Annotated in this window: 16 protein-coding genes and 1 pseudogene; 7 read left to right on the top strand and 10 right to left on the bottom strand. The window is 71.4% G+C overall.

Annotated features, from left to right (window positions below):
- The first annotated feature begins 255 nt into the window (after positions 1 to 255).
- Positions 256 to 1,386 carry a metallophosphoesterase gene (locus RM788_RS28435; RefSeq protein ID WP_315920687.1) on the top strand — a complete coding sequence of 377 codons (1,131 nt, stop codon included), beginning with the start codon at positions 256 to 258 and terminating at the stop codon, positions 1,384 to 1,386.
- Here RM788_RS28435 and RM788_RS28430 read toward each other — a convergent pair.
- A complete protein-coding gene (locus tag RM788_RS28430) occupies positions 1,355 to 2,041 on the bottom strand; it encodes a TetR/AcrR family transcriptional regulator (RefSeq protein ID WP_315920685.1) in 687 nt (228 codons plus the stop codon). The two genes, RM788_RS28435 and RM788_RS28430, sit on opposite strands and share 32 nt — an antisense overlap.
- Positions 2,042 to 2,482: 441 nt before the next feature.
- On the opposite strand from RM788_RS28430, the gene RM788_RS28425 reads away from it, so the two are divergent.
- The 3 genes from RM788_RS28425 (at position 2,483) to RM788_RS28415 (ending at position 4,187) form a co-directional block, all read left to right on the top strand.
- Positions 2,483 to 2,830, top strand: a complete 348-nt coding sequence (locus RM788_RS28425) for a helix-turn-helix transcriptional regulator (protein WP_399345104.1) — start codon at positions 2,483 to 2,485, stop codon at positions 2,828 to 2,830.
- 38 nt (positions 2,831 to 2,868) lie between these two features.
- Entirely contained in the window at positions 2,869 to 3,270 is a 402-nt protein-coding gene (locus tag RM788_RS28420) for a VOC family protein (RefSeq protein ID WP_315920681.1), read from the top strand.
- Positions 3,271 to 3,350: 80 nt separating this feature from the next.
- Complete coding sequence (locus tag RM788_RS28415) at positions 3,351 to 4,187, top strand: alpha/beta fold hydrolase (RefSeq protein ID WP_315920679.1); 837 nt, start codon at positions 3,351 to 3,353, stop codon at positions 4,185 to 4,187.
- Here RM788_RS28415 and RM788_RS28410 read toward each other — a convergent pair.
- Positions 4,172 to 5,167 carry a hypothetical protein gene (locus RM788_RS28410; RefSeq protein WP_315920677.1) on the bottom strand — a complete coding sequence of 332 codons (996 nt, stop codon included), beginning with the start codon at positions 5,165 to 5,167 and terminating at the stop codon, positions 4,172 to 4,174. The two genes, RM788_RS28415 and RM788_RS28410, sit on opposite strands and share 16 nt — an antisense overlap.
- A gap of 23 nt (positions 5,168 to 5,190) precedes the next feature.
- Between RM788_RS28410 and RM788_RS28405 the strand changes: the two genes are divergently transcribed.
- Positions 5,191 to 6,630, top strand: a complete 1,440-nt coding sequence (locus RM788_RS28405; RefSeq protein ID WP_315920675.1) for a phenylacetate--CoA ligase family protein — start codon at positions 5,191 to 5,193, stop codon at positions 6,628 to 6,630.
- 61 nt (positions 6,631 to 6,691) lie between these two features.
- Here the strand turns inward: RM788_RS28405 and RM788_RS28400 are convergent, their stop codons facing one another.
- From RM788_RS28400 to RM788_RS28370, 7 genes are all read right to left on the bottom strand, one after another.
- Positions 6,692 to 7,258 (bottom strand): DUF305 domain-containing protein, encoded by a 567-nt coding sequence (locus tag RM788_RS28400; protein ID WP_315920673.1) that lies wholly within the window; start codon positions 7,256 to 7,258, stop codon positions 6,692 to 6,694.
- A complete protein-coding gene (locus RM788_RS28395) occupies positions 7,258 to 8,697 on the bottom strand; it encodes a DUF1996 domain-containing protein (protein ID WP_315920671.1) in 1,440 nt (479 codons plus the stop codon). Before RM788_RS28395 ends, RM788_RS28400 begins: the two co-directional genes overlap by 1 nt.
- Positions 8,698 to 8,781: 84 nt before the next feature.
- Positions 8,782 to 10,626: a sigma-70 family RNA polymerase sigma factor gene (locus RM788_RS28390; RefSeq protein ID WP_315920669.1), complete on the bottom strand. Its 1,845-nt coding sequence runs from the start codon at positions 10,624 to 10,626 to the stop codon at positions 8,782 to 8,784.
- Positions 10,627 to 10,741: 115 nt separating this feature from the next.
- Positions 10,742 to 11,233 carry a methylated-DNA--[protein]-cysteine S-methyltransferase gene (locus RM788_RS28385; RefSeq protein WP_315920667.1) on the bottom strand — a complete coding sequence of 164 codons (492 nt, stop codon included), beginning with the start codon at positions 11,231 to 11,233 and terminating at the stop codon, positions 10,742 to 10,744.
- Positions 11,234 to 11,245: 12 nt separating this feature from the next.
- Complete coding sequence (locus RM788_RS28380; protein ID WP_315920665.1) at positions 11,246 to 12,706, bottom strand: AlkA N-terminal domain-containing protein; 1,461 nt, start codon at positions 12,704 to 12,706, stop codon at positions 11,246 to 11,248.
- Positions 12,707 to 12,761: 55 nt separating this feature from the next.
- Positions 12,762 to 13,124 carry an MmcQ/YjbR family DNA-binding protein gene (locus RM788_RS28375; protein ID WP_315920663.1) on the bottom strand — a complete coding sequence of 121 codons (363 nt, stop codon included), beginning with the start codon at positions 13,122 to 13,124 and terminating at the stop codon, positions 12,762 to 12,764.
- Positions 13,125 to 13,437: 313 nt separating this feature from the next.
- Positions 13,438 to 13,599: a hypothetical protein gene (locus RM788_RS28370; protein ID WP_315920661.1), complete on the bottom strand. Its 162-nt coding sequence runs from the start codon at positions 13,597 to 13,599 to the stop codon at positions 13,438 to 13,440.
- A 268-nt stretch (positions 13,600 to 13,867) separates the two neighbouring features.
- Here RM788_RS28370 and RM788_RS28365 point away from each other — a divergent pair, with 268 nt between their 5' ends.
- Together RM788_RS28365 and RM788_RS28360 are read left to right on the top strand one after the other, a co-directional pair.
- Positions 13,868 to 17,932, top strand: a complete 4,065-nt coding sequence (locus RM788_RS28365) for an nSTAND1 domain-containing NTPase (RefSeq protein ID WP_315920659.1) — start codon at positions 13,868 to 13,870, stop codon at positions 17,930 to 17,932.
- A 156-nt stretch (positions 17,933 to 18,088) separates the two neighbouring features.
- Complete coding sequence (locus RM788_RS28360; RefSeq protein WP_315920657.1) at positions 18,089 to 18,601, top strand: DUF2165 domain-containing protein; 513 nt, start codon at positions 18,089 to 18,091, stop codon at positions 18,599 to 18,601.
- 320 nt (positions 18,602 to 18,921) lie between these two features.
- On the opposite strand, the pseudogene RM788_RS53045 reads toward RM788_RS28360, so the two are convergent.
- Positions 18,922 to 20,685: pseudogene (locus RM788_RS53045) on the bottom strand (putative bifunctional diguanylate cyclase/phosphodiesterase).
- Positions 20,686 to 20,931 lie beyond the last annotated feature (246 nt).

The following is a 20,931-nucleotide window of genomic DNA, read 5'->3' as shown; positions in this document are numbered from 1 at the left end:
CCGAATGGCGCAAGATCGCCGTTACCTGCGTGTTCTCCGGTTCCACGACGGGTACTACGGGGCGCCGGCCGCTCCGGTTCACAACCCGCCGGACCACCCCCTCGGCCGCCCGCCGGAAGTGGTCGGCAACCAGGACGCCCGACGCGCGTCCTGGAATGCCCGGCAACGGCCCCCACGACGCCGTGAGCGGCCGTGGGAGCGCTTCCGTACCGTGAGGGCAGGTGGACGTCCCACCGCGACAGGCGGAGGAAGCTGATGCGCCGAGGGCTCTTGCTCGTCCTGGTGTTGGCACTGCTGTTCGGGGTGCCGTGGGCGGCGCTGGTGGCGGTCGGGCCGGACTGGCCGACCGCGGTGGTCGTCGTGGGCACGGCGCTGTTCGCGGTGGCGCTGGTCGGCTTCCCGTTCCTGATGGTGCGGGGGCACGGGCGGCACCACGTGGACTGGGCGTCCAGGATCTCGGACATCACGCTGGGCGCGGTCTGGGTGCTGTTCGTCTGGACGCTGATCGGCCACGTGCTGCGGCTCGTGCTGGCGCTGGCGGGTGTGGAGAACCCCGACCGGGCGCGGATCGTGGTCGTGTTCGTCCTGGTGGTGACGGTCGCGCTGCTGGTCCACGGCTACGTCGAGGCGATGCGGGTACCGAGGATCAGGACCACCGAGATCGTGGTGCCCCGACTGGGCCGCGGGCTCGACGGGCTGCGGGTCGTCGTCATCACCGACACCCACTACGGGCCGCTGGAGCGCACCAAGTGGTCCATCGGGCTCGCCGCGGCGATCAACGAGCTGGACGCCGACGTCGTGTGCCACACCGGCGACCTGGCCGACGGCATGGTCGTGCAGCGGCGCGGGCAGGTCGACCCGCTCGGCACCGTGCGCGCCACCGAGGCGAAGCTCTACATCACCGGCAACCACGAGTACTACAACGAGGCGCAGGGCTGGCTCGACCACATGGAGACCCTCGGCTGGGAGCCGATGCACAACCGGCACCGGGTCGTGGAGCGCGGCGGCGACCGGCTGGTGTTCGCCGGGATCGACGACCCCACCGGGACCGGCTCCACGCTGACCGGACACGGCCCCGACATCGAGGCCGCGCTGGCGGGCACCGACCCCGACGACCCGGTCGTGCTGCTGGCGCACCAGCCCAAGCAGGTGCCGGTGGCCGTGCGGGCCGGAGTGGATCTACAGCTCTCCGGGCACACCCACGGCGGCCAGATCTGGCCGTTCCACTACCTCGTGCGGGTCGACCAGCCCGTGCTGCACGGGCTCAGCTCGCACGGCGAGCGCACGCAGCTCTACACGAGCCGCGGCTCCGGCTTCTGGGGTCCGCCGTTCCGGGTGTTCGCGCCGAGCGAGATCAGCGTCCTGGTGCTGCGCTCAGCCCGATGAGCTGGTGCACCAGCCCGTCGGTGAGGCCGTCGACGAACATCCGGCCCGCGGGCGGCAGGCCCATCTCCGCCATGGCGGTCGCGACGGCCTCCGTCGGGTTCGCGCACGGCCACAGGCCCGCGACCAGGACGAACACCGCGCCCGCGTAGTGGGTGACCTTGGCGTCGGACAGGCCGGGGACCTCGCGGGCGACCAAGGTGGCGAACCGGTTGCTGTTGTCCACGACCCGGCGCTTGAAAACGCGGGCGAACTCGACGGGGATGTTGCGCTCCAGGACCGCCAGGGTGGCGCTCACCAGTTCGCACAGGAGCGGTTTCGCGATGAGCGAGGTCGCGACGGCGGTGGCCACGGCGATCTCGCGGGCGAAGGGGGTCGGCTCCGGTTCCGGTAGGTCGCGCAGCTCGGGGTCGAGCTCGTCGAGCCACTCCCGCCAGTTCCGGTCCAGCAACTCCAGGAAGATCGCCTCGCGGCTGTCGAAGTACCGCAGCACGTTCGACTTCGCCAGGCCGACCCGGTGGCTCAGCTCGCGCAGGCTGATCTCGGCGACCGGGCGTTCGCGCAGCATCGCCGACGCGGTCTCCAGGATCGCGGCCCGTCGCGCCCGCACCTGCTCGGGGCGCCGGGCGCGCTGGAAGTCGTCGTCTGGTGGCGTCACGGGGTGCAACCTAATCAGCCCGGCGGTCTCTTGCCACGGGACCAGCGGTCCGTGGTTCGGGGGGCGTCGGCCGCCTGCGGGGATGCTCCGCAGGGGTACTCCTGTCGTGAGCACCCCCCGAATCCGAGGCTACGGGTGGGGTACGACAGTTTTCGGCGGGTCGGGGGCGGCCGGGGCCGGGGCGAGGGAGGCTGGGGCCGGGGCGAGGGAGGCTGGGGCCGGGGCGAGGGCGGTCGGGGCCTGGTGGAGGTCGGGTTGAGGGCGGTCGGGGCCGGGCCGGAGCCAGATCAGGTCAGGCCGGAGCCGGGGCCGGGTCGAGTCGGGTCAAGGGCGACTGCGGCCGGGTGGGGGCGGAAGGCCGGTGTTCGTTGTCGGTGGGCGGTGGGATGCTGGGGTGTGGCGTTCGAAGACCTTGCCCACCTGCGGCGTGCGCGGGACCTGATGGATCGGGAGTACGCGCGGCCGTTGGACGTGCCCGCGATGGCGCGGGCGGCGTTGATGTCGACCGGGCACTTCTCGCGGCAGTTCCGGGCGGCCTACGGGGAGACACCGTACAACTACCTGATGACCCGGCGGATCGAGCGGGCGAAGGCGTTGCTGCGGCGGGGGGACCTGAGCGTGACCGAGGTGTGCGTGGCGGTGGGGTGCACGTCGCTCGGGTCGTTCAGCTCGCGGTTCAGCGATCTGGTGGGCGAGTCGCCGAGCGCGTACCGGGCTCGTGACCACGGGGCCACGGCGCGGGTGCCCGCCTGCTGGGCGAAGGCCGTCACCCGACCGATCAGGATCTGAGAAGCGCCATCACGGGTTCCCGACGTAGCGTTTTCCGCATGGACCTCAAGGTTTCGCACACGTTCCTGCAAGTCCGCGACCAGGACGAGGCGCTCGTCTTCTACCGCGACGTGCTCGGTCTCGAAGTCCGGGCCGACACGATGTTCGACACCTTCCGCTGGCTCTCCGTCGGTCCGCCCGACCAGCCGAACGTGGAGATCATGCTGGAGCAGGTCGGCATGGCGCGGGCGCCGCAGGACGTCGAGGTGCTCAAGGAGCTGCTCGCGAAGGGGTCGCTGCCCGGACTCATCTTCACCACCCCCGACCTGGACGGGGACTTCGAGAAGGTCCGCGCGTCGGGCGCCGAGGTGACGCAGGAGCCGATCGACCAGCCCTACGGCGTGCGGGACTGCGCGTTCCGCGACCCGTCCGGGAACCACATCCGGTTCTCCAGCCGCTGACGCGCCCCGGCCGGTGGCGCCACCGGTGCCACCGGCCCGAACGCCCTCGAAAACGGGCGCCGGTACGTACGCTCACCACCATGACCGGCGAAAAACTGCTCCCCGTCAACGGCGTCGAACTGTGCGTGCAGACCTTCGGCGAGCCGACCGATCCCGCGGTCCTGCTCATCGCGGGCTCGGCGAGTTCCATGACGTCGTGGGACGAGGACTTCTGCGAACGGCTGACCGGCCGGTTCGTCATCCGCTACGACGCGCGCGACACCGGCCGCTCGGTCATCTACCCGCCCGGTGAGCCGGGGTACGAGTTCAACGACCTCGTCGACGACGCCGTGGGCGTGCTCGACGCGCTGGGCGTCGAGTCGGCCCACGTCGTCGGCATCTCGATGGGCGGCGGGATCGCGCAACTCGTGGCGCTGGAGTACCCGGAGCGGGTCACGACGCTCACGCTGATCTCGACCAGCCCCGCGGGCCCCGGTTCCGACGACCTCCCGCCGGTCTCGGAGGAGGCCGTCGCCTTCTTCACCGGCCTGACCGAGCCCGACTGGTCGGACCGCGCGTCGGTCGTCGACCAGGTGGTCGGGGTGGTGCGCTGGTTCACCGTCGGCGAGTTCGACGAGCAGGCCGCGCGGGCCGGTGTGGAGCGGGACTTCGACCGCACGTCGAACTTCCGCTCGTCGAACAACCACCAGGTGATCGGCGGCGGCGAGCCGTGGCGGGAGCGGCTGGACGAGGTGCGCGCCCCCACGCTGGTGCTGCACGGCACCGAGGACCCGCTGTTCGGGCTCGAGCACGCGCACGCGCTGCTCAACGAGATCCCCAGGGCCACGTTGGTCACGCTGCCGGGCGTCGGTCACGAGCTGCCCCGCTCGTCCTGGGACGACGTGGTGCCCGCGATCCTGAATCACTCCAAGATCTGAACCACCTCGCGCGGTGGCCGGGCCGCCTCCGGCCACCGCGCGACCACCCGGTCCCGCAGCGCGGACGCCAGCGCGCTGGTCGCCGCGAACTCCGGTTCGGTGAACCGGGCGACGACGCCGAGCCGGTGCGCGAACCGCTGACGCGCGCCGACCCACCCCCACTTCCAGTCCTCGACGAGCAGGCGCCCCAGGTGGTCGCGGCCGTCGCGGTGGGCGCGCTCGACCAGTGCGTCCCCGCGCAGCAGCCAGCCGACGCAGTGCTCCGCGACGGTGCCCTCCTGGTCCGGGCGCAGCGCGCGGTAGGCGGCCTCCGCCTCCGCCAGCGCGGCTTCCGGCACCACGGCGGTGTTCCAGCACGTCGGGAAGCCGATCCGCAGGTAGGCCAGCTCGGTCAGCCCGTTGCCCAGCGCGGCGTGCTCGAAGTCGAGGAACCACGTCCGCCCCTCGATGGGCAGCGCGTTGCCGACGCACGGGTCGCCGTGGATCAGCTGGTGGCCGCCGGACAGCCGTTCCGGCAGCGGTTCCAGCTCGTCGTCGGGCGCGGTCAGCCCGAACTCCGCGCAGACCCGCCGGAACGCGGCCAGGTCGTCGGCCGTCGGCACGTCGGCCGCGGGCAGCGCCCCGGCGTCCTCGGCCGTGGTGACCCCGTGCAACCGCGCCAGCCCCTCGGCGTAGGCCACCCAGCTCGGCGACACCCGGCGCCGGACGGGCACGCGTTCCAGCACCATGATCCGCTCGTCCGGCTGCACGCCGAGCAGGCGCGGCGCCAGCCGGGGGTCGGCGCGCGCGGCGAGCCGCAGGCCCGTCACCTCGCGCTCGTACCGCTCCCCCGCGTTCGGGCCGCCGATCGACTGCTTGACCACGGCGGGCGTGCCGTCGAACTCCGCGGACCACACCCGCGACCGCGGACTGCTCTTGATCCCGCGCACCCTGCGGGGTCTGCCCAGGACTTCGTCGCTGATCGGGATCCGCCGCCACATGGCCGCGAGCCTAGGGTGACCGGATGGATACCGATCGCGGGGCGCGGGTGGTCGAGGGGTTCGGGTCGTTCTTCGCGGGCACCAGAGCCGAGGAGTCCGTGCTGGAGCTGTTCCACCGGGTGGCCGCGACCGTGCCCGCCTACCGGAAGTTCCTCGATGAGCACGGGGTCGACCCGGCCCTCGTCGTGACGATGGACGACTTCCGGGCGCTGCCGCTCACCGACAAGACCACCTACCACCAGCGCTACCCGCTGCCGGAGCTGTGCCGCGACGGGCGGTTGGACGGGTGCGACATGATCGCGGTGTCGTCCGGGTCGAGCGGCAGTCCGACCGCGTGGCCGCGGTCGCTCACCGACGAGCTGGAGATCGCCCGCCGGTTCGAGCAGGTGTTCCGCGACGGCTTCCGCGCCCACGAGCGCAGCACCCTCGCGGTGGTCTGCTTCCCGCTCGGCACGTGGGTCGGCGGCCTGTTCACCACGGCGTGCGTGCGACACCTGGCCGCGAAGGGCTACCCGATCACGGTGGTCGCGCCGGGCAACAACAAGGCCGAGATCCTGCGGGTGCTGCCGGAGTTGGCGCACCACTTCGACCAGGTGGTGCTGCTGGGCTACCCGCCGTTCGTGAAGGACGTGGTCGACACCGGGGTGGCGAACGGGTTCGACTGGTCGCGGCACGCGGTGAAGCTGGTGCTGGCCGGCGAGGTGTTCAGCGAGTCGTGGCGCGACCTGGTCGGTAGGCGGGCCGGGATGTCCGACCCGGTCAGGGATTCCGCGTCGCTCTACGGCACGGCGGACGCGGGGGTGCTCGGCAACGAGACGCCGTTGTCGGTGTCGATCCGGCGCTTCCTGGCCGCCCGGCCGATCCTGGCGAAGGAGCTGTTCGGCGACTCGCGGCTGCCGACGCTGGTCCAGTACGACCCCGCCAGCCGGTTCTTCGAGGCGCGGGAGGGGACCCTGCTGTTCTCCGGCGACAACGGCGTCCCGCTCATCCGCTACCACATCGCGGACGACGGCGGCGTGCTCACGTCCGCGGAGCTGCTGGAGTTCTGCGCCCGCCACGACTTCCACCCGGAGGTCGACAACGACCTGCCGTTCGTCTACGTGTTCGGCCGGTCGCTGTTCACCGTGTCGTTCTTCGGCGCGAACGTCTACCCGGAGAACGTGACGGTCGGCCTTGAGCAGCCGGGGATCAGCGACTGGGTGACGGGGAAGTTCGTGCTGGAGACCGCGTCCGACGCCGACGAGGACACCCGGCTGCGGGTCACGGTCGAGCTGGCGCCGGGCCGGACCGGGGACGCGGGTGTCATCGCCATCGCCATCCGCGACCAGCTGCTCCGGCTCAACAGCGAGTTCGCGAACTACGTGCCCGCCGAACGGCGGCTGCCGGAGGTCGTCCTCAAGGCCGCCGGGGATCCGACGCACTTCCCGGTCGGCGTGAAGCACCGGTACACCCGGCCGTCCTGACGCGAGGGGCGGGGACCGCGGGTGGCCCGCTCGGCGAAAGCGGACCACCCGCGGTCCTCTGCTACGGAGCTCCCAGCAGGGACAGGAGTTCCGTTCGGTTGCGCTCGATGTCAGCGCCGAGTTCGAGCACGGGCTTGGCGGTGCCCGCGGACAGTTCGGAGCGCGCCACGGTCAGCGCCTCCTGGACCTGGGTGCGCAACGCGGCGGTCATGCCCTCGTCGAACGCCCCGCCCTGGGCCTGGTCGAGCGCCCGCAGCTCGAGTTCGGTGATCATGCCGGGCATGTCGTGGCCCTCGTGCTGGTCGTCGTTCACCACGCCCGCCGCGCTGAGCACGCCGTTCAGCCTGGTCAGCTCGTCGCGGTAGCGGGAGTCGATCCGCTGCGCGAGGGCGAGCAGCGCCGGGGCCGAACCCGGCCGCTTGAGCGTCAGCTCGGCGGCGGCCAGCGCGGACTCGTTCTGCGGGATGGCGAGTTCCACGTACGCCAGGTCGGTCGGCGTCAGCTCCCCGGAGGGCGGGGTGCTGACGGCGCTGGACGCCGCCGCGGGACTCCCGTCCCCGGCGCCGCAGCCCGCCAGCAGCCCGCACACCGCGAGTGCCGCGAAGGTGTTGCGCGACAAGGACTTCATCACGGGTTTCCGTCGTGGCCGCACTTGACGATCTGGTTGATGCAGTCGTGCACCCTGCGCTCCATCTCCGCCGCGGGCCAGCCGTTCATGAAGTCCATGTGGTAGGTGTAGCCGGGACCCGAGGACAGCTTGATCCGCGAAGCGTCCACACCGGACACCGGGAAGTTCACGACCTGGCGGATCTTGGGGATCGGCACCGGGTGCGTGGCCGGGCAGTCGCCGCCGACCGGGTAGGCCACGTGCGACTTGTGGTCCGCGGAGTCGAGGTTCTTGCCGTCCCAGCACTGCGGGAAGTCCAGGTAGGACTGGAGCTTCGACCCGGCAGGGCAGCTCGGGAAGTCGTGCGACGGGGCCACGTTCGCGCCGTTGCAGTCCCAGCGGGTCTTCGTGTCCTCGGGGCCGGTCGCCTTCGCGTTGCCCGCGATCATCCGCAGGCCGACCGGGATGGGCTGGATGCGCGCGGTCACGTCGTCGCGCACGCCCTCGCCGAGGTAGTAGAACGTGGAGGTGGGTGGGTCGACCGGCTGGCCGTCGACCAGCAGCGTGGGCGTCCAGTAGGCGGTCTTGTCCTCCACCGGGTCGCACTTGGTGTCGGCCGCCATCAGCGTGTCGGTGTCCGAGTGCGCGTTGGTCGAGGTGTTGCCGAAGAACGTGTGCAGGTGCGAGGCGCCCGCGAGCTTCGGGAAGACGATCGGGTCGTCGGGCAGCCGGTGGCTGAACCCGCACTCCGCCACGAACTCCGCGACGCGCACGGCGCCCGGCGGGATCGGCTTGCGGGTGGTGCTCGTCGGCTGGGCGGTCGGCGTGCCCTGCGTCGGGCTCGCGGCCGTCGTCGTCGTGGTGGTCGTCGGCGCGTCGGACGAGGTCTCCGAGGTCGGCGACCCGGTGGCGCCCGACGACGTGGTCGGGCCGGTCACCGCGCCCGCCTTGCCGAACACCTGGAACTCCCACAGCGACACGCCGTACTGGGTGGAGCGCTTGGTGGCGTTGAGCCGCACGTACCGGCCGGACCCGGTGACGTCGAGGGTCTCGACACCGCCGTCGCCGTCCACGACCGTGGAGATCGTGGTCCACGTGGTCGCGTCACCGGACGTCTGGACGGTGAAGTCCTTCGCGGACGCGCGTTCCCAGTTCAGCACGACCTTGGAGATCGCGGCGTCGGAGCCGAGGTCGACCTGGATCCACTGCGGGTCCTGGAAGGCGCTGGACCAGCGGCTGCCGGTGTCGCCGTCGACCGCGCGGTCGGCGGTGAACTGGTCGCCCTCCAGGGAGGACGCGGTGACGGCCTTGCCCTGGGACAGCAGGTCGGGCGGGGGCGGGGCGGTCGCGGCGAAGATCGCGTTCACGGTCACCGCGGAGCCCGCGACCACGACGGCGGAGAGCACGGCGATGCGGCCGCGCCACCGCTTGAAGGCCGACGGGGGCAGTACGTGGGTCATCGTTGTCCTTTCGAGGGCACCGGGAACGTGCCGCGGGACGTTTTCGGGCAGGGGGAAGAGAGCGGAAGGGCGGGACGGGGAGGCTCAGCCCGCGTCGCGGTACGCCTCGCCCGCCTGGTTCGGGGTGCCGCCGGGCGCGTAGAGACCGGTGCCGGGCTTCTCCGCGGGGAGCGCGAACCAGGCGTACCGCTCGACGTACGGGAGGCCTTCCAGCATCGAGGCGGAACCGCGGGCGAACGCGGCCAGCTCGGTCTGGTTCGGGTAGCGCGGGGTGCCGCCCGCGAAGTCGATGAGCGAGTACTCGGTCAGCCACACCGGTTTGCCGTACCGGGCGTGGACGGCCTCGACGTAGTTCTTGAGCTGGCCCACGGCCGCGGCGCCGAAGTCGGAGCCGTACCAGTGGATCGGGATGAAGTCGACGCGCAGGCCGCGCTGGGCCGCACCGGTCATGAACCGGTCGAGCCACGCGCCTTCCTTGTCACCGCTGTGCCCGACGCTGGGCGCGCCGAGCCGCAGCCCGGTGGCCTGGAGCTGGGGCCACAGGTCGAGCGCCCGCTCCGGGGTCATGTTGGCCTGCTCGGGGAAGTCGGGCTCGTTGAACCCGAGCAGCACCTTGCCGTTCGCCTTCGCCCGGTCCAGGTTGGCCTGGTCCATGGACTTCTCGCCCCAGATCATCGGGACGAACTCGACGTTCGGCGGCGCCGCGATCCCCTCGGGGGTCGACGCCCAGTTGTAGTACCAGCCCGCGCGCACGTCGCCGAGCGCTTTGGTGACGCCGTCGAAGTTCCACGTGCTGACGCCCTTCTTCACCGACGCCGTCACGGGGGCGGCGGGCGGCGGCGGGGCGGGCGCGACGGTGGTGGTCGTGGTCGGCGGGACCGACGACGGGCTCGACACCGGTGAGGGCGCGACCTCCGCGGGCAGGATGCTCGTCGGCGCGGCGCTGGAGGTGATCGAGACCGCCTGCGCCACCGGCTCCTCCGACGACGGCAGCACGACGGTGACGGCCACCCCGGCGGCGAGCACGGCAGCGGCGGCGGCCGCGATCGGCTTGACCAGCGCGCCCTGCATGAACACGGCGAACTTGCCCGCGGTGACCGGGGCCATGGCGGTCTGCGACAGCACGGCGTGCGACCCGACGGCGCCCAGCGGCTGCCAGAGGCCGAGGGCAGCGGGCAGCGGCACGAGCGGCAGCCGGGCGATCAGGCCCTCGACGGCCGCGAGGTCGGTGGTGACGCGCTCGCACCGCGCGCAGCTCCGGGTGTGCCGGGCGATCCGCTTGCGCCACAGGGCGCTCGGGTCGCCGTCCCAGTCGACGACGACCTCGGCCAGCTCCGGGCAGCGCGGCTTCCTCTCCAGCGACCGCACCACGATCCGGGCCGCGTCGAGCTGGCCCTTCACCCGCTGCACCCGCACGGCGGTGTGCTGCGGGGTCAGGTTGAGCGCCTCGGCCACCTCGGTGCGGGTCAGCCTCCCGGCCGCCTCCAGCCACCACAGCGACAGCAGCTCGCGCTCGTCCTCGCTGAGCCACCGGGTCGCCGCGACGACCTCGCGGCGCTGCCCGGACAGCTGGAGGCGCATGATCGTCAGGTCCACGAAGTCGGCGCCGGGGTCGGCCAGGTCCTCGGGGATCTCACCGGACACCGGCACGCGCTGGTGGGCGCGGTGGCGTTCGCGGATCTGGTTCATCGCGATCACCACGAGCCACGACCGGAAGCCCGCCGGGTCGCGCAGCGACGACAGCCCGTTCACCGCGCGCAGCATCGTCTCCTGGACGACGTCGTCGGTGTCGGCGTGACCGCCCAGGGCGTGGCCCACGATGTTGTAGACCAGGGGCAGGTACCCGGCGACCAGCTCGTCGAGCGCGCGCTGGTCACCGTCGCGTGCGGCCACCACCGTCACGACACCGGGTTCCACGGGTACCGCCATGCCCACCTCACTCGCCGGGTTCCAGGTCCTCTGACCAGGAGATGTCCCTGGTGGCCGGGGATAACGGAAAAATCTCCGCCGGCTTTTCCACGAGGTGCCCGGAGGTCCGTGCGGGTCAGAACAGGGTCGCTCCGCCGACCTTCTTCTCGAACGCGAGCAGGTGCCGTTTGCGCTCGATGCCGCCACCGTAACCCGTGAGGTCGCCGGTCGACCCCACGACCCGGTGGCAGGGGACGATGACGCTGATCGGGTTCTTGCCGTTGGCCAGGCCCACGGCGCGGGAGGCGGAGATGTTGCCCAGGCGTCCGGCGAGTTCGCCGTAGGAGATGGTCTCGCCGTAGGGGATCCTGGTCAGTTCGTCCCAGACGGACCGCTGGAAGGGCGTGCCCTTCATCGCCAGCGGCAGGTCGAAGTCGGTGCGGTCGCCGGAGAAGTACTCGGCGAGCTGCTCGACCACGGCGGGGAACGGGGTGGCGTCGGGGTGGCCGAACGTCTCCTGCGGAGGGCGGTGGCGCTGCTCCACCATGTACAGACCGGTCAGTCCTTCGTCGACGGCCACCAGGGTGAGGAGGCCGATGGGGCTGTCGATCGTGGTGTGGAAGGGCATCGGGTTCCTTGGTCAGACGGGCATGCGGTTGACGGGGTGGTCGCCGGTGGCCCAGAGGTGCTGGACGGCGTAGGCGCGCCAGGGGGACCACTGGGTCGAGCGGCGGACGAGGTCCGCGGGCTTGGTGGGGAGGCCGAGGGATTCGGCGGCCAGGCGGACGCCCAGGTCGGTGGCGACGAAGGCGTCGGGGTCGCCGAGGGCGCGCATGGCGATGGTTTCGACCGTCCACGGGCCGATGCCGGGCAGTGCCAGCAGTTCGGCCCTCGCGCGCTGCCAGTCGCCGCCGATGCTCAGGCCCAGGTCGGGCAGGGCTTCGACCAGGCCGATGAGGGTGGCGCGGCGGGTGCGGGGCATGGCCAGGGCCTCGGGGTCCAGCTCCGCCAGGGCTTCCGTGGTGGGGAAGAGGTGCGTGAGGCCGCCGTCGCGGTCGGTGACGGGGTCGCCGTGCGCCACGACCAGGCGGGCGGCGTGGGTGCGGGCGGCCGCGGTGGAGACCTGTTGGCCGAGGACGGCGCGGATGGACAGTTCCTCCGGGTCGGTGGTGCGCGGGACGCGGCGGCCTGGGGTCTTGAGCACCAGCGGCGCCAGCACCGGGTCCGAGGACAGCTGGTCGTCCACGGCCACCGGGTCGGCGTCGAGGTCGAGGAGCCAGCGGCAGCGGTTGATGGCCGTGGTGAGGTCGCGCAGGTCGGTGAGGGCGAGCTTGCAGTCGATGTGGTCCGGGGTCGGGCGCAGGGAGGCGATGCCGTGGCCGTGCGGCAGGCGCAGGGTGCGGCGGTAGGCGCCGTCGCGCCACTCCTCGACGCCGGGCACACCGGTCGCGACGAGGTGGCCGAAGAGGTTGTCGGGGAACAGGGGACGGCGGAACGGGAGGCGCAGCGAGATGACGCCCGGTGTCTGCGTGCCGGGGCCCTTGGCGCGGGCGCGGAGTTCGCTGGGGGTCAGGGCGAAGACCTCGCGGACGGTCTCGTTGAACGTCCGCACGCTGGCGAACCCGGAGGCGTGCGCCAGGTCGCCCATCGGCAGCGCGGTGGTCTCGATGAGCAGCCGCGCGGTCTGCGCGCGCTGGGCCTTGGCCAGTGCCAGCGGACCCGCGCCGAGTTCGGCGGACAGCTGGCGTTCGATCTGGCGCACGCTGTAGCCGAGCCTGGCCGCGAGGCCCGGCACGCCTTCGCGGTCGACCAGGCCGTCGGCGATCAGGCGCATGGCGCGGGCGACGAGGTCGGCGCGCTCGTTCCACAGCGGCGAACCCGGCGACGCGTCGGGCCTGCACCGCTTGCAGGCGCGGAAACCCGCCTGCTGCGCCGAGGCCGCGCTGGGGTGGAACACCATGTTCTCGACCTTGGGCGGCACGACGGGGCAGCTCGGCCTGCAGTAGATGCCGGTGGTGAGCACGGCCGTGAAGAACCAGCCGTCGAAGCGCTCGTCCTTGGACTGGACGGCGCGGACGCAACGCTCCACATCGGTGTGCATGCGACCAGTCTGCGCGACCGGAAGGCCGGGGGCTCGCGGGAAAACGACATCACGCTCAGGGCACGACGTCCGGCAGGCGCGACTCCAGGTAGGCCTTGCCGACCTTCTTCGGGACCACCATGAGCCACGCGTCGACGACGAGTTCGGTCAGCTCCTCCGCGGACAGGGCTTCCATCCGGCCGTGGACCCAGTTGAACCGCAGGTCCGACTCGCGGGGCATCGAGAACTTGGCAGGCTCGCCCGCGACCAGGGCCGCGCGCTCCTCCTTGGGGAACGCGAAGCCCAGGGTCCGCTCGTCGGGCGACAGCGCCGCGTAGACGATCGCGCCGACCCGGAACTTGGGCCGGTCGCGGACCAGGTGTTCCGAGGCGCGCGGCAGCGTCCGCGCCAGCCACCGCAGGTCTTCTCCCGTAGCCACACCGCCATTGTCACCCGCGTCCCGGCGCCCGGACGACGCGCACCCGGTCCGCGAAGTCGCCGAAGAACCCGAAGGGGGTTCATAAACGCTGTTACTGAACTCGTTGCGGGCATTGGACATCCGAGTCCGGAACGGACCGCGCGGGCGGTCGTCATGCCACGCGACGGCGCGTTGGTCGACCGATATCCGGATGGCCCGAAAGCGGCGGGCGACGACCCCGCCCACGAGGGGGTGGACGGTTATCGCGAACGGATGGTGACATGCCGAAGCCGCCACGGGAATCCGAGGCGGCTTCGGCGGTACAGCTCCGGCGTCACTCCGCGGCGACCAGTCGGACGAGGCTCCCCAACGGGATCTCGACCCGACCCAGCGTCTGCAGATCGAGGACCAGCCGGAGCACCGGGCACACCCCGGTCCCGACGGCGGTTGGTAGGACCGCCGCCGGGCCGGGTGGCCTGCGGTCAGGTTGCCGCACCGGTCCAGCGACCGGGTCGCAACCACTGAGAAGACCCCCAGGACCTCTCAGCGGCGAACGCCCCGCGGTATTCGTCAGTCGACTGTGAAACCACTGGAATCAGGTCTCCTTCGCACTACCGACTAGGTGGGCGGAACGTCGTGGAGCAGCTTGGCAGGGGAAGTCGTTAAGGTGGACCGCGCAGACTTATGGAGGCCGACAAAAGACCTGATCACACGCTCCAATCGGGTTTTCCGGTCCGGATCCACAACGGATGGCAGGCCAGCGGATGAGCAGTTCCGGTCCGGGTATGGGACCGCGCGGGGTGTTCGCCGAGAGGTTCGCCCTGCTCTACGCGGAGGCGGGCGACCCCCCGCTGAAGAAGGTCACCGAGTCGGTGACCCGTGCTCGGCGCACCGACGAGCGCGACCGCCCGGTGCGCGCGACAGCGCAGCGGGTCAGCGATTGGCGCCGTGGTCGCAACGTGCCCGCGCGCTTCGCGGCGCTGTCGGTGGTGCTCGAGGTCCTCATCGGCGAGGCCCGCAAGGCGCACCCGCGGCCCGCCGTCCCGGACCTCTACGACGTGGCCGCGTGGCGCGCTTTGTGGGAGGAGGCGCAGGCGAGTCCGGTGGCGGGCGGGGAATCCGCGGAAGAGGAATTGCCCAATGGTGAATCCGGCCTTTGCCCTTATCGCGGATTGGCCGCTTTCCGCCCCGAGGATTCCGGGTGGTTCTTCGGTCGGGAACGCAGCACGACCGCATTGGTGAACAGGCTCGGGAACGCGGTCGACACCAGTGGAATAGTGATGCTGGTCGGCGCTTCCGGTGCCGGTAAATCGTCTCTCGTGCGCGCCGGGATGATTCCGTCCATCGCCCGCGGCGGCCTCGGCGTCGACGGTTCGACGCAGTGGCCGGTCGTGCTGATGACGCCGGGCGCGGACCCGCTCAAGGAGCTGTCGCACCAGGTGCCCGAGCTCGCGGACGCGCTCGACCTGGCGCTGGGCCTGGACGGGATGGACCAGGACCTGCTCGCCGGCGGCCAGAGCGCGGAGACGTCCATCGGCCAGACGCTGATGGGCGTCATGCGGTTCGCCACCCAGATCCGGGCCTCGTTCTCGGCGTTCGCGACCCGGCACGGCGCGGATCGGCTGGTGCTGGTCGTCGACCAGTTCGAGGAGGCCTTCACCCTCGGCGGCGACGAGGCCCGGCTCCAGGTGTTCGTGCAGGCCCTGCACGCCGCGTGCACCCCGTCGCTGCCCGGCGGCACACCACCGGCGCTGGTCGTGCTGGGCGTGCGCGCCGACTTCTACGGCCGCTGCCTCGCCTACCCGGAACTGGCCGACGCGTTGCAGGACCGGCAGATGGTGCTCGGCCCGATGACGTCGGCCGAGCTGCGCGAGGCGGTGTCCCGGCCCGCGAAGGCCGCGGGCCTGCAACTCGAACCCGGCCTGATCGAGCTGATGCTGCGCGACCTCGGCGTGCGCAGCGGCAGGCCGCAGGGCAGGCAGGGCGCCTACGACGCGGGCGCGCTGCCGCTGCTGTCGCACGCGCTGCTCGCGACCTGGCAGCGCAGGCAGGCCGGGAAGCTCACGATCACCGGGTACCGCGGCGCGGGCGGCATCCAGGGCGCCGTCGCGGCGACGGCCGAACGCGCGTGGGCCGACCTCGACCCCGCCGCCCAGCAGGCCGCGCGGTCGTTGCTGCTGCGCCTGGTCAGGGTCGGCGACGACACCCAGGACACCCGCAGGCGGTCCACCCGGCACGAACTGGTGGAGCAGGCGGCCAACCCGTCGGCCGCCGAGGAGGCGCTGGAGGTGCTGGCCAGGGCCCGGCTCGTGACGCTCGACGCGGGCTCGGTCGAGATCACCCACGAGGCGCTGCTCCAGGCGTGGCCCCGGTTGCGGACCTGGGTCGACCAGGACCGCGAGGGCACCCTGCTGCGGCAGCGGCTGGAGGAGGACGCGGCCACCTGGGCGGTGCAGGAGCGCGACTCGTCGCTGCTCTACCGCGGCGCCCGGCTGGAGACCGCGAGGCAGTGGGCCGACGGCGCGGAGCCCGGTTCGCTGACCGCCGTGGCGGACGACTTCCTCGCCGTGTCCAGCCAGCAGCGCACCCGGTCGACGTGGATCCGGCGGGCCGCCGTCGCCTCGGTGGTGGTGCTCGCCCTCATCGCGGGCACGGCCGCCGTGCTGGCCGTGCGCGAACGCGACGAGGCCGTGTTCCGCGGGGTCGTGGCGGAGGCGAACCGGCTCCAGGAAAGCGATCCGTCGCTGTCCGCGCAGCTCGACCTGGTCGCGCACCGGATGCGGCCCGACGACCAGGACGTCTACACCCGGCTGGTGTCGACGGAGACGTCACCGCTGGCCATGCCGCTGGCCGGGCACACCGGCGCGGTGTACCTGACGACGTTCAGCCCCGACGGGAAAACGCTTGCCACCGCGAGCTACGACAACACCGTGCGGCTGTGGGACGTGAGCGACCGCGAGAACCCCCGGCCGCTGGGCGAACCGCTGCTGGGGCACAAGAGCTGGGTCAGCTCGGCGGTGTTCAGCCCGGACGGCAGGACGCTCGCCACCGCGGGCGACGACAAGACGGTGATCCTGTGGGACGTCACCGACATCGGGCGCCCCCGGCGGATCGGCGCGCCGCTGGACGGCGACAACGGCACGATCTACCTGCTCGCGTTCAGCCCGGACGGCAAGCTGCTCGCCACCGCGAACGAGGACCACACCTCGCGGCTGTGGGACGTGAGCGACCCGGCGGCCGCGAAACCGCTCGGCGCGCCGCTGGGCGAGCACACCGCCGCGGTCCGGTCCATCGCCTTCGACCACACGGGGAAGGTGCTCGCGGTCGGCGGCGACGACCGCACCATCGTGCTCTGGAACCTCGACGACCCGCTGGCCCCGAAAACCCTCGGGGTTCCGCTGACCGGTTACGACGGCACGATCCACTCGGTCGCGTTCAGCCCCGACGGCCGCACGCTGGCCACCGGCAGCGACGACAAGACCGTGCACCTGTGGAACGTGACCGACCCGGCGAAGCCCCTGCCGCTGGGCCGCCCGCTCACCGACCACAAGGGCAGCGTCTGGTCGGTCGCGTTCAGCCCGGACGGGCGCATGCTCGCGACCGGCAGCGCCGACAGCACCACCCGGCTGTGGAACGTCACCGACCCCGCCAAGCCGCAGTCGCTGAGCAGCCCGCTGTCCGGCCGCAACAGCACCGTGTTCGCCGTCGGGTTCAGCCCGGACGGGCGCAGCCTCGCCACCGGCAGCGCCGACCAGATCGTCCGGCTGTGGTCGCTGCCGTCGTCGGTGCTGGTCGGCCACAGCGGGCAGACGGCCGCGCCGCTCTACAGCGAGGACGGCAAGCTGCTGATCACCGCGGGCGACGACCACACGATCCGGCTGTGGGACCTGTCCGACCCCGCCGACCCGCAACCGCTGGGCCCGCCCGTCGTCGCCCACGACGCGGGGGTGTGGACCCTCGCGCTCAGCCCGGACGGGCGGCTGCTCGCCTCCAGCGGCGAGGACAAGACCGTGCGGCTGTGGGACATCAGCGACCCGACCAGGCCCAGGCTGGTCGGCGTGCCGCTGGAGCTCCAGACCAGGTACATGGCGCGCGTCGCGTTCAGCCCGGACGGGACCAAGCTGCTGACCGGCCAGACCGACAAGTCGTTGCGGCTGTGGGACATCACCGATTCCGCCAAGCCGAAACCGCTGGGGGAGGCGCTCCTCGGACCCGACGGGTACATCGAGTACGCCGAGTTCACCCCCGACGGCGAAACCCTCGTCGTCACGAGCGCCGACAAGACGATCCGGCTCTACGACGTGCGCGACCCGAACTCCGCGCACCAGATCGGCCAGGCCGTGATCGGCCACAGCGCGCCCATCAGCGGCGCCGCGATGAGCCCCGACGGCCGCACGCTCGCCACGACGAGCGACGACAAAACGGTGCGGCTGTGGGACATCGGGGACCGCGACAGGATCAAGCAGGTCGGCCCGACGCTCACCGGGCACGGGGAGTCCACGACCTCGGCGGCGTTCAGCCCGGACGGGACCCGGCTGGCGACCACCAGCGACGACAGGACGATCCGGCTGTGGGACGTGCACGACGTGAACCACCCCACCGCCATCGGCCAGGCCCTTTCCGGACACGACGCCACCGTCACCGGCGTCGCGTTCAGCCCGGACGGGCGCAACCTGACGTCCACCAGCCTCGACGCCACGGTCCGCCTGTGGGACCTGGACGAGGACCACGCGATCACGCGGGTCTGCGCCATCACCAAGGGAGTGCTCAACGAGGACCTGTGGCAACGACACCTGCCCCAGCTCAGCTACGACCCGCCCTGCGCGTAGAGCCCGCGAATCCTTCGAAGATCAAACCCGAGGTGTTCTGACCGACTGCGAGCACCCGAACACCCAGCGTGAGAGCCCAGTTGGGCCGAACGGACGCCGAAGCCACTTCAGTGCGAATAGGGGTCGGGCTCAAGCCGTCTGCGTAGGGTCCCGGCCATGCGTCTTCTTGCCAGGGTCGGCGGCCCGCACACCGTGGCCGCCGTCGTCACCGCGATCACCGCGCTCTACCTGCTCCTCGTCGTGTTCGGGAACATCACCGACTACGGGACGAACCGCGCGTTCGTCGAGCACGTGTTCGCGATGGACACCACGTTCAACTCGCCCAACGTGATGTGGCGCGCGATCACCACCCCCGCCCTGGTCACCATCGCCTACGTGCTGATCATCGCCTGGGAGGCCGTCACGGCGATCATCCTCACGGCAGCCTTCGTCTCCTGGCTACGGGTCATGTTCAGCGGACGCGACGCGACCACCGCCCGCCGGCTGTCCTCAACCGGCCTCGTCATGCAACTGCTGCTGTTCGGCGGCGGCTTCATCGTCATCGGCGGCGAATGGTTCCAGATGTGGCAGTCCAAGACCTGGAACGGCCTCCAACCAGCCTTGCAGAACTTCACCATCGCCGGCATCAGCCTCGCACTCGTCTACCTAACCGGCCGCGAAAAGGCTTAACCGGCCAAGCCGACCACCCACACCAGACGCCAGCGAGGACACCTCATCGGCGCAGCCGGCCACCAGCATCCGGCGCGGAGCGCCCGCCGCCCTACCGACGCGCAGCGAGGTGCCCTAAACCGGCACAGCCGACACAAGCGGAGCCAGACCTCCCCCTGCCCCCGATACACAGCGCCCTCCTGCACCACCACCGTTTGTCAAGGCATCTTTCCCGCCTTGACAAACGGTGGTGGTGCATTGAGACAATCGCGCTGCGGGGGCCGGGCTCAGCCAGCGCTCCCCGCACAAAACCCAAGCCACACCGAACAACCGGCGCCCCCTCACTCCCCCAACCCAGCAGGCTCCCCGAAATACGCCCCCACCCCAACATCCGCCCCCGCCCCCCGCCACCACTCCGCCAACTCCCCCGTGTCCACCCCATCAACAACCACCACAGCACCGGCCAAGTGCGCCACCGCCACCAAATCCCCCAACACCCGCGTAGTGATCGGGTTCCTCTCCCCGCACACCTCCCAGCGCGGAATCCACACCTCCCGCACCGGCAGCACCTCCAAACAAGCGAACTCCCCCACCGACCCCGTGAACCCATCCATCGCCGTCCGCACCCCCGCGTCCGCCAACACCGTCAAGTTGTCCACAGCATCGTCATGATCAGCCACCAACAACCCCGACGGCAGCCCCAGCCTCAACGACCCCGCGGACAACCCCGTATCACCAAGCACCCTCAACACGTTGCCGACCAGATCCTGATCCGTTGCCTGACTAGCGGTCAGCCCCACCGACAACGGCAGGTCACCACCACCGGCCTCCTGCCACCACCGAATCCGCTCAGCGGCTCCGCGCAGCAACCACGTCCCCAACGGCAGCATCAGCCCCGTCGTCTCCGCCAGCTCCACGCACCGCTCGTGCTCGATGACCCCTTGCTCAGGATGCGTCCAGCGCAGCAGAGCGGTGAGCCCCGTGATCTCGTTGTCCACCAACCGGTGCTCGGGCCGGAACACGATGTCGATCTCCCCGGACTCCCAAGCACCCGGCATCACCGCCGCCAACGCGAACCTCGCGCGATCCGCCGCGTCACGGCCGGCGTCGAACATCCCCCACTGCCTGCGCCCACTCCTCTTGGCCCGCCGCAACGTCAGGTGCGAAGCGCGCAACAGCTCCACGGGATCGACCGACGACGGCCGATCGACCACACCGATGCTCGCGGACACGGCGATCCCGTGCCCCTCCAGGTAAACCGGCTCGGCCAACTCCCCGTTGATCCGGTCGACCGTGGCAACAACGCCAGGAGTGGACGCACCGTTCTCCACCAGCACCGCGAACTCGGCGCCGTCGAGCCGCGCGACCATCGCCTTCTCAGCGGTGAACACCACACCCAACCGATCAGCGACGACCTTCAGCAGCTAATCACCGACCCGACGACCCAGACCATCCGTGACGACCGAGAACGCGTCCAGATCGAGGTGGTAGAGCGTCACCCCCGCGACCGGGTCGGCCTGCCCCAGGATGGTCTCCATCCTCGTGGTGAAGAACTGCCGGTTCGGCAGACCGGTCAACGGATCGTGCAGCGCCTGGTGGCTGAGCTGGGTACCGAGCAGGGTCAGCTCGCTGACGTCCTCCACGACCACCACGAACTGCCCCGGATCACCATCCGAGTCGCGCAGCAGCGCCACGGCAAGCGTGCCACCGAGCACCTCACCGTCCTTGCGCACGAGCCGTGGCCGCAGCGGAACCCGCTGGTGCACACCGTCGAGCAGATCCCGGAACGCGGCAAGCAGCTCGGCGCCGTCCTCCGGGTGCACGACATCGGTGAGCGGAAGACCCGCCAACTCCCTGGTGGTGCTGCCGATGATCTCCTCCAACGCGGAGTTGACCCGGACGAACCGCCCTTCCAGATCGATGACCGCGATCCCGCTGATCGAGGACGCGAACACCTCGTCGGCCAGCGCCTCGCTCACCTTCAGGTCCCACTGGGCGGCCTTCGTCGCTATCAGCAGCGCCTGGCTGACGCTCTCCTGCTGCTGGAGCACCAGGAGCTGCGCCGCGTCCACGTAACCGGACGCGACCGCGCCGAGCACCGCCATGACCCGCGTCGTAAGACCTTCGACGCGCTGCAACTCCGACGACGACAACAGCGCCCCACCGAGCAGCGCCAACGACGTCCTCAAACTCGACGGCCCGGTGCAGTGCAGATCCACCAGCCGCGCACCGACGACCGCCGCCTGCTCCGGCGCGAACGGCTCGGCGGTCACAGCGTCGTGCAGCCGATGCACGAGCTGGCGCAACTGGTGCTCTAGTTCTTCGGCGGCCAAAGGGATGTAGGTGGTGGA

Source organism: Umezawaea sp. Da 62-37, from assembly GCF_032460545.1.
Classification (GTDB): Bacteria; Actinomycetota; Actinomycetes; order Mycobacteriales; family Pseudonocardiaceae; genus Umezawaea.
Note: the sequence above shows the minus strand (reverse complement) of the source record. Positions and strands in the feature narration are given on the sequence as shown.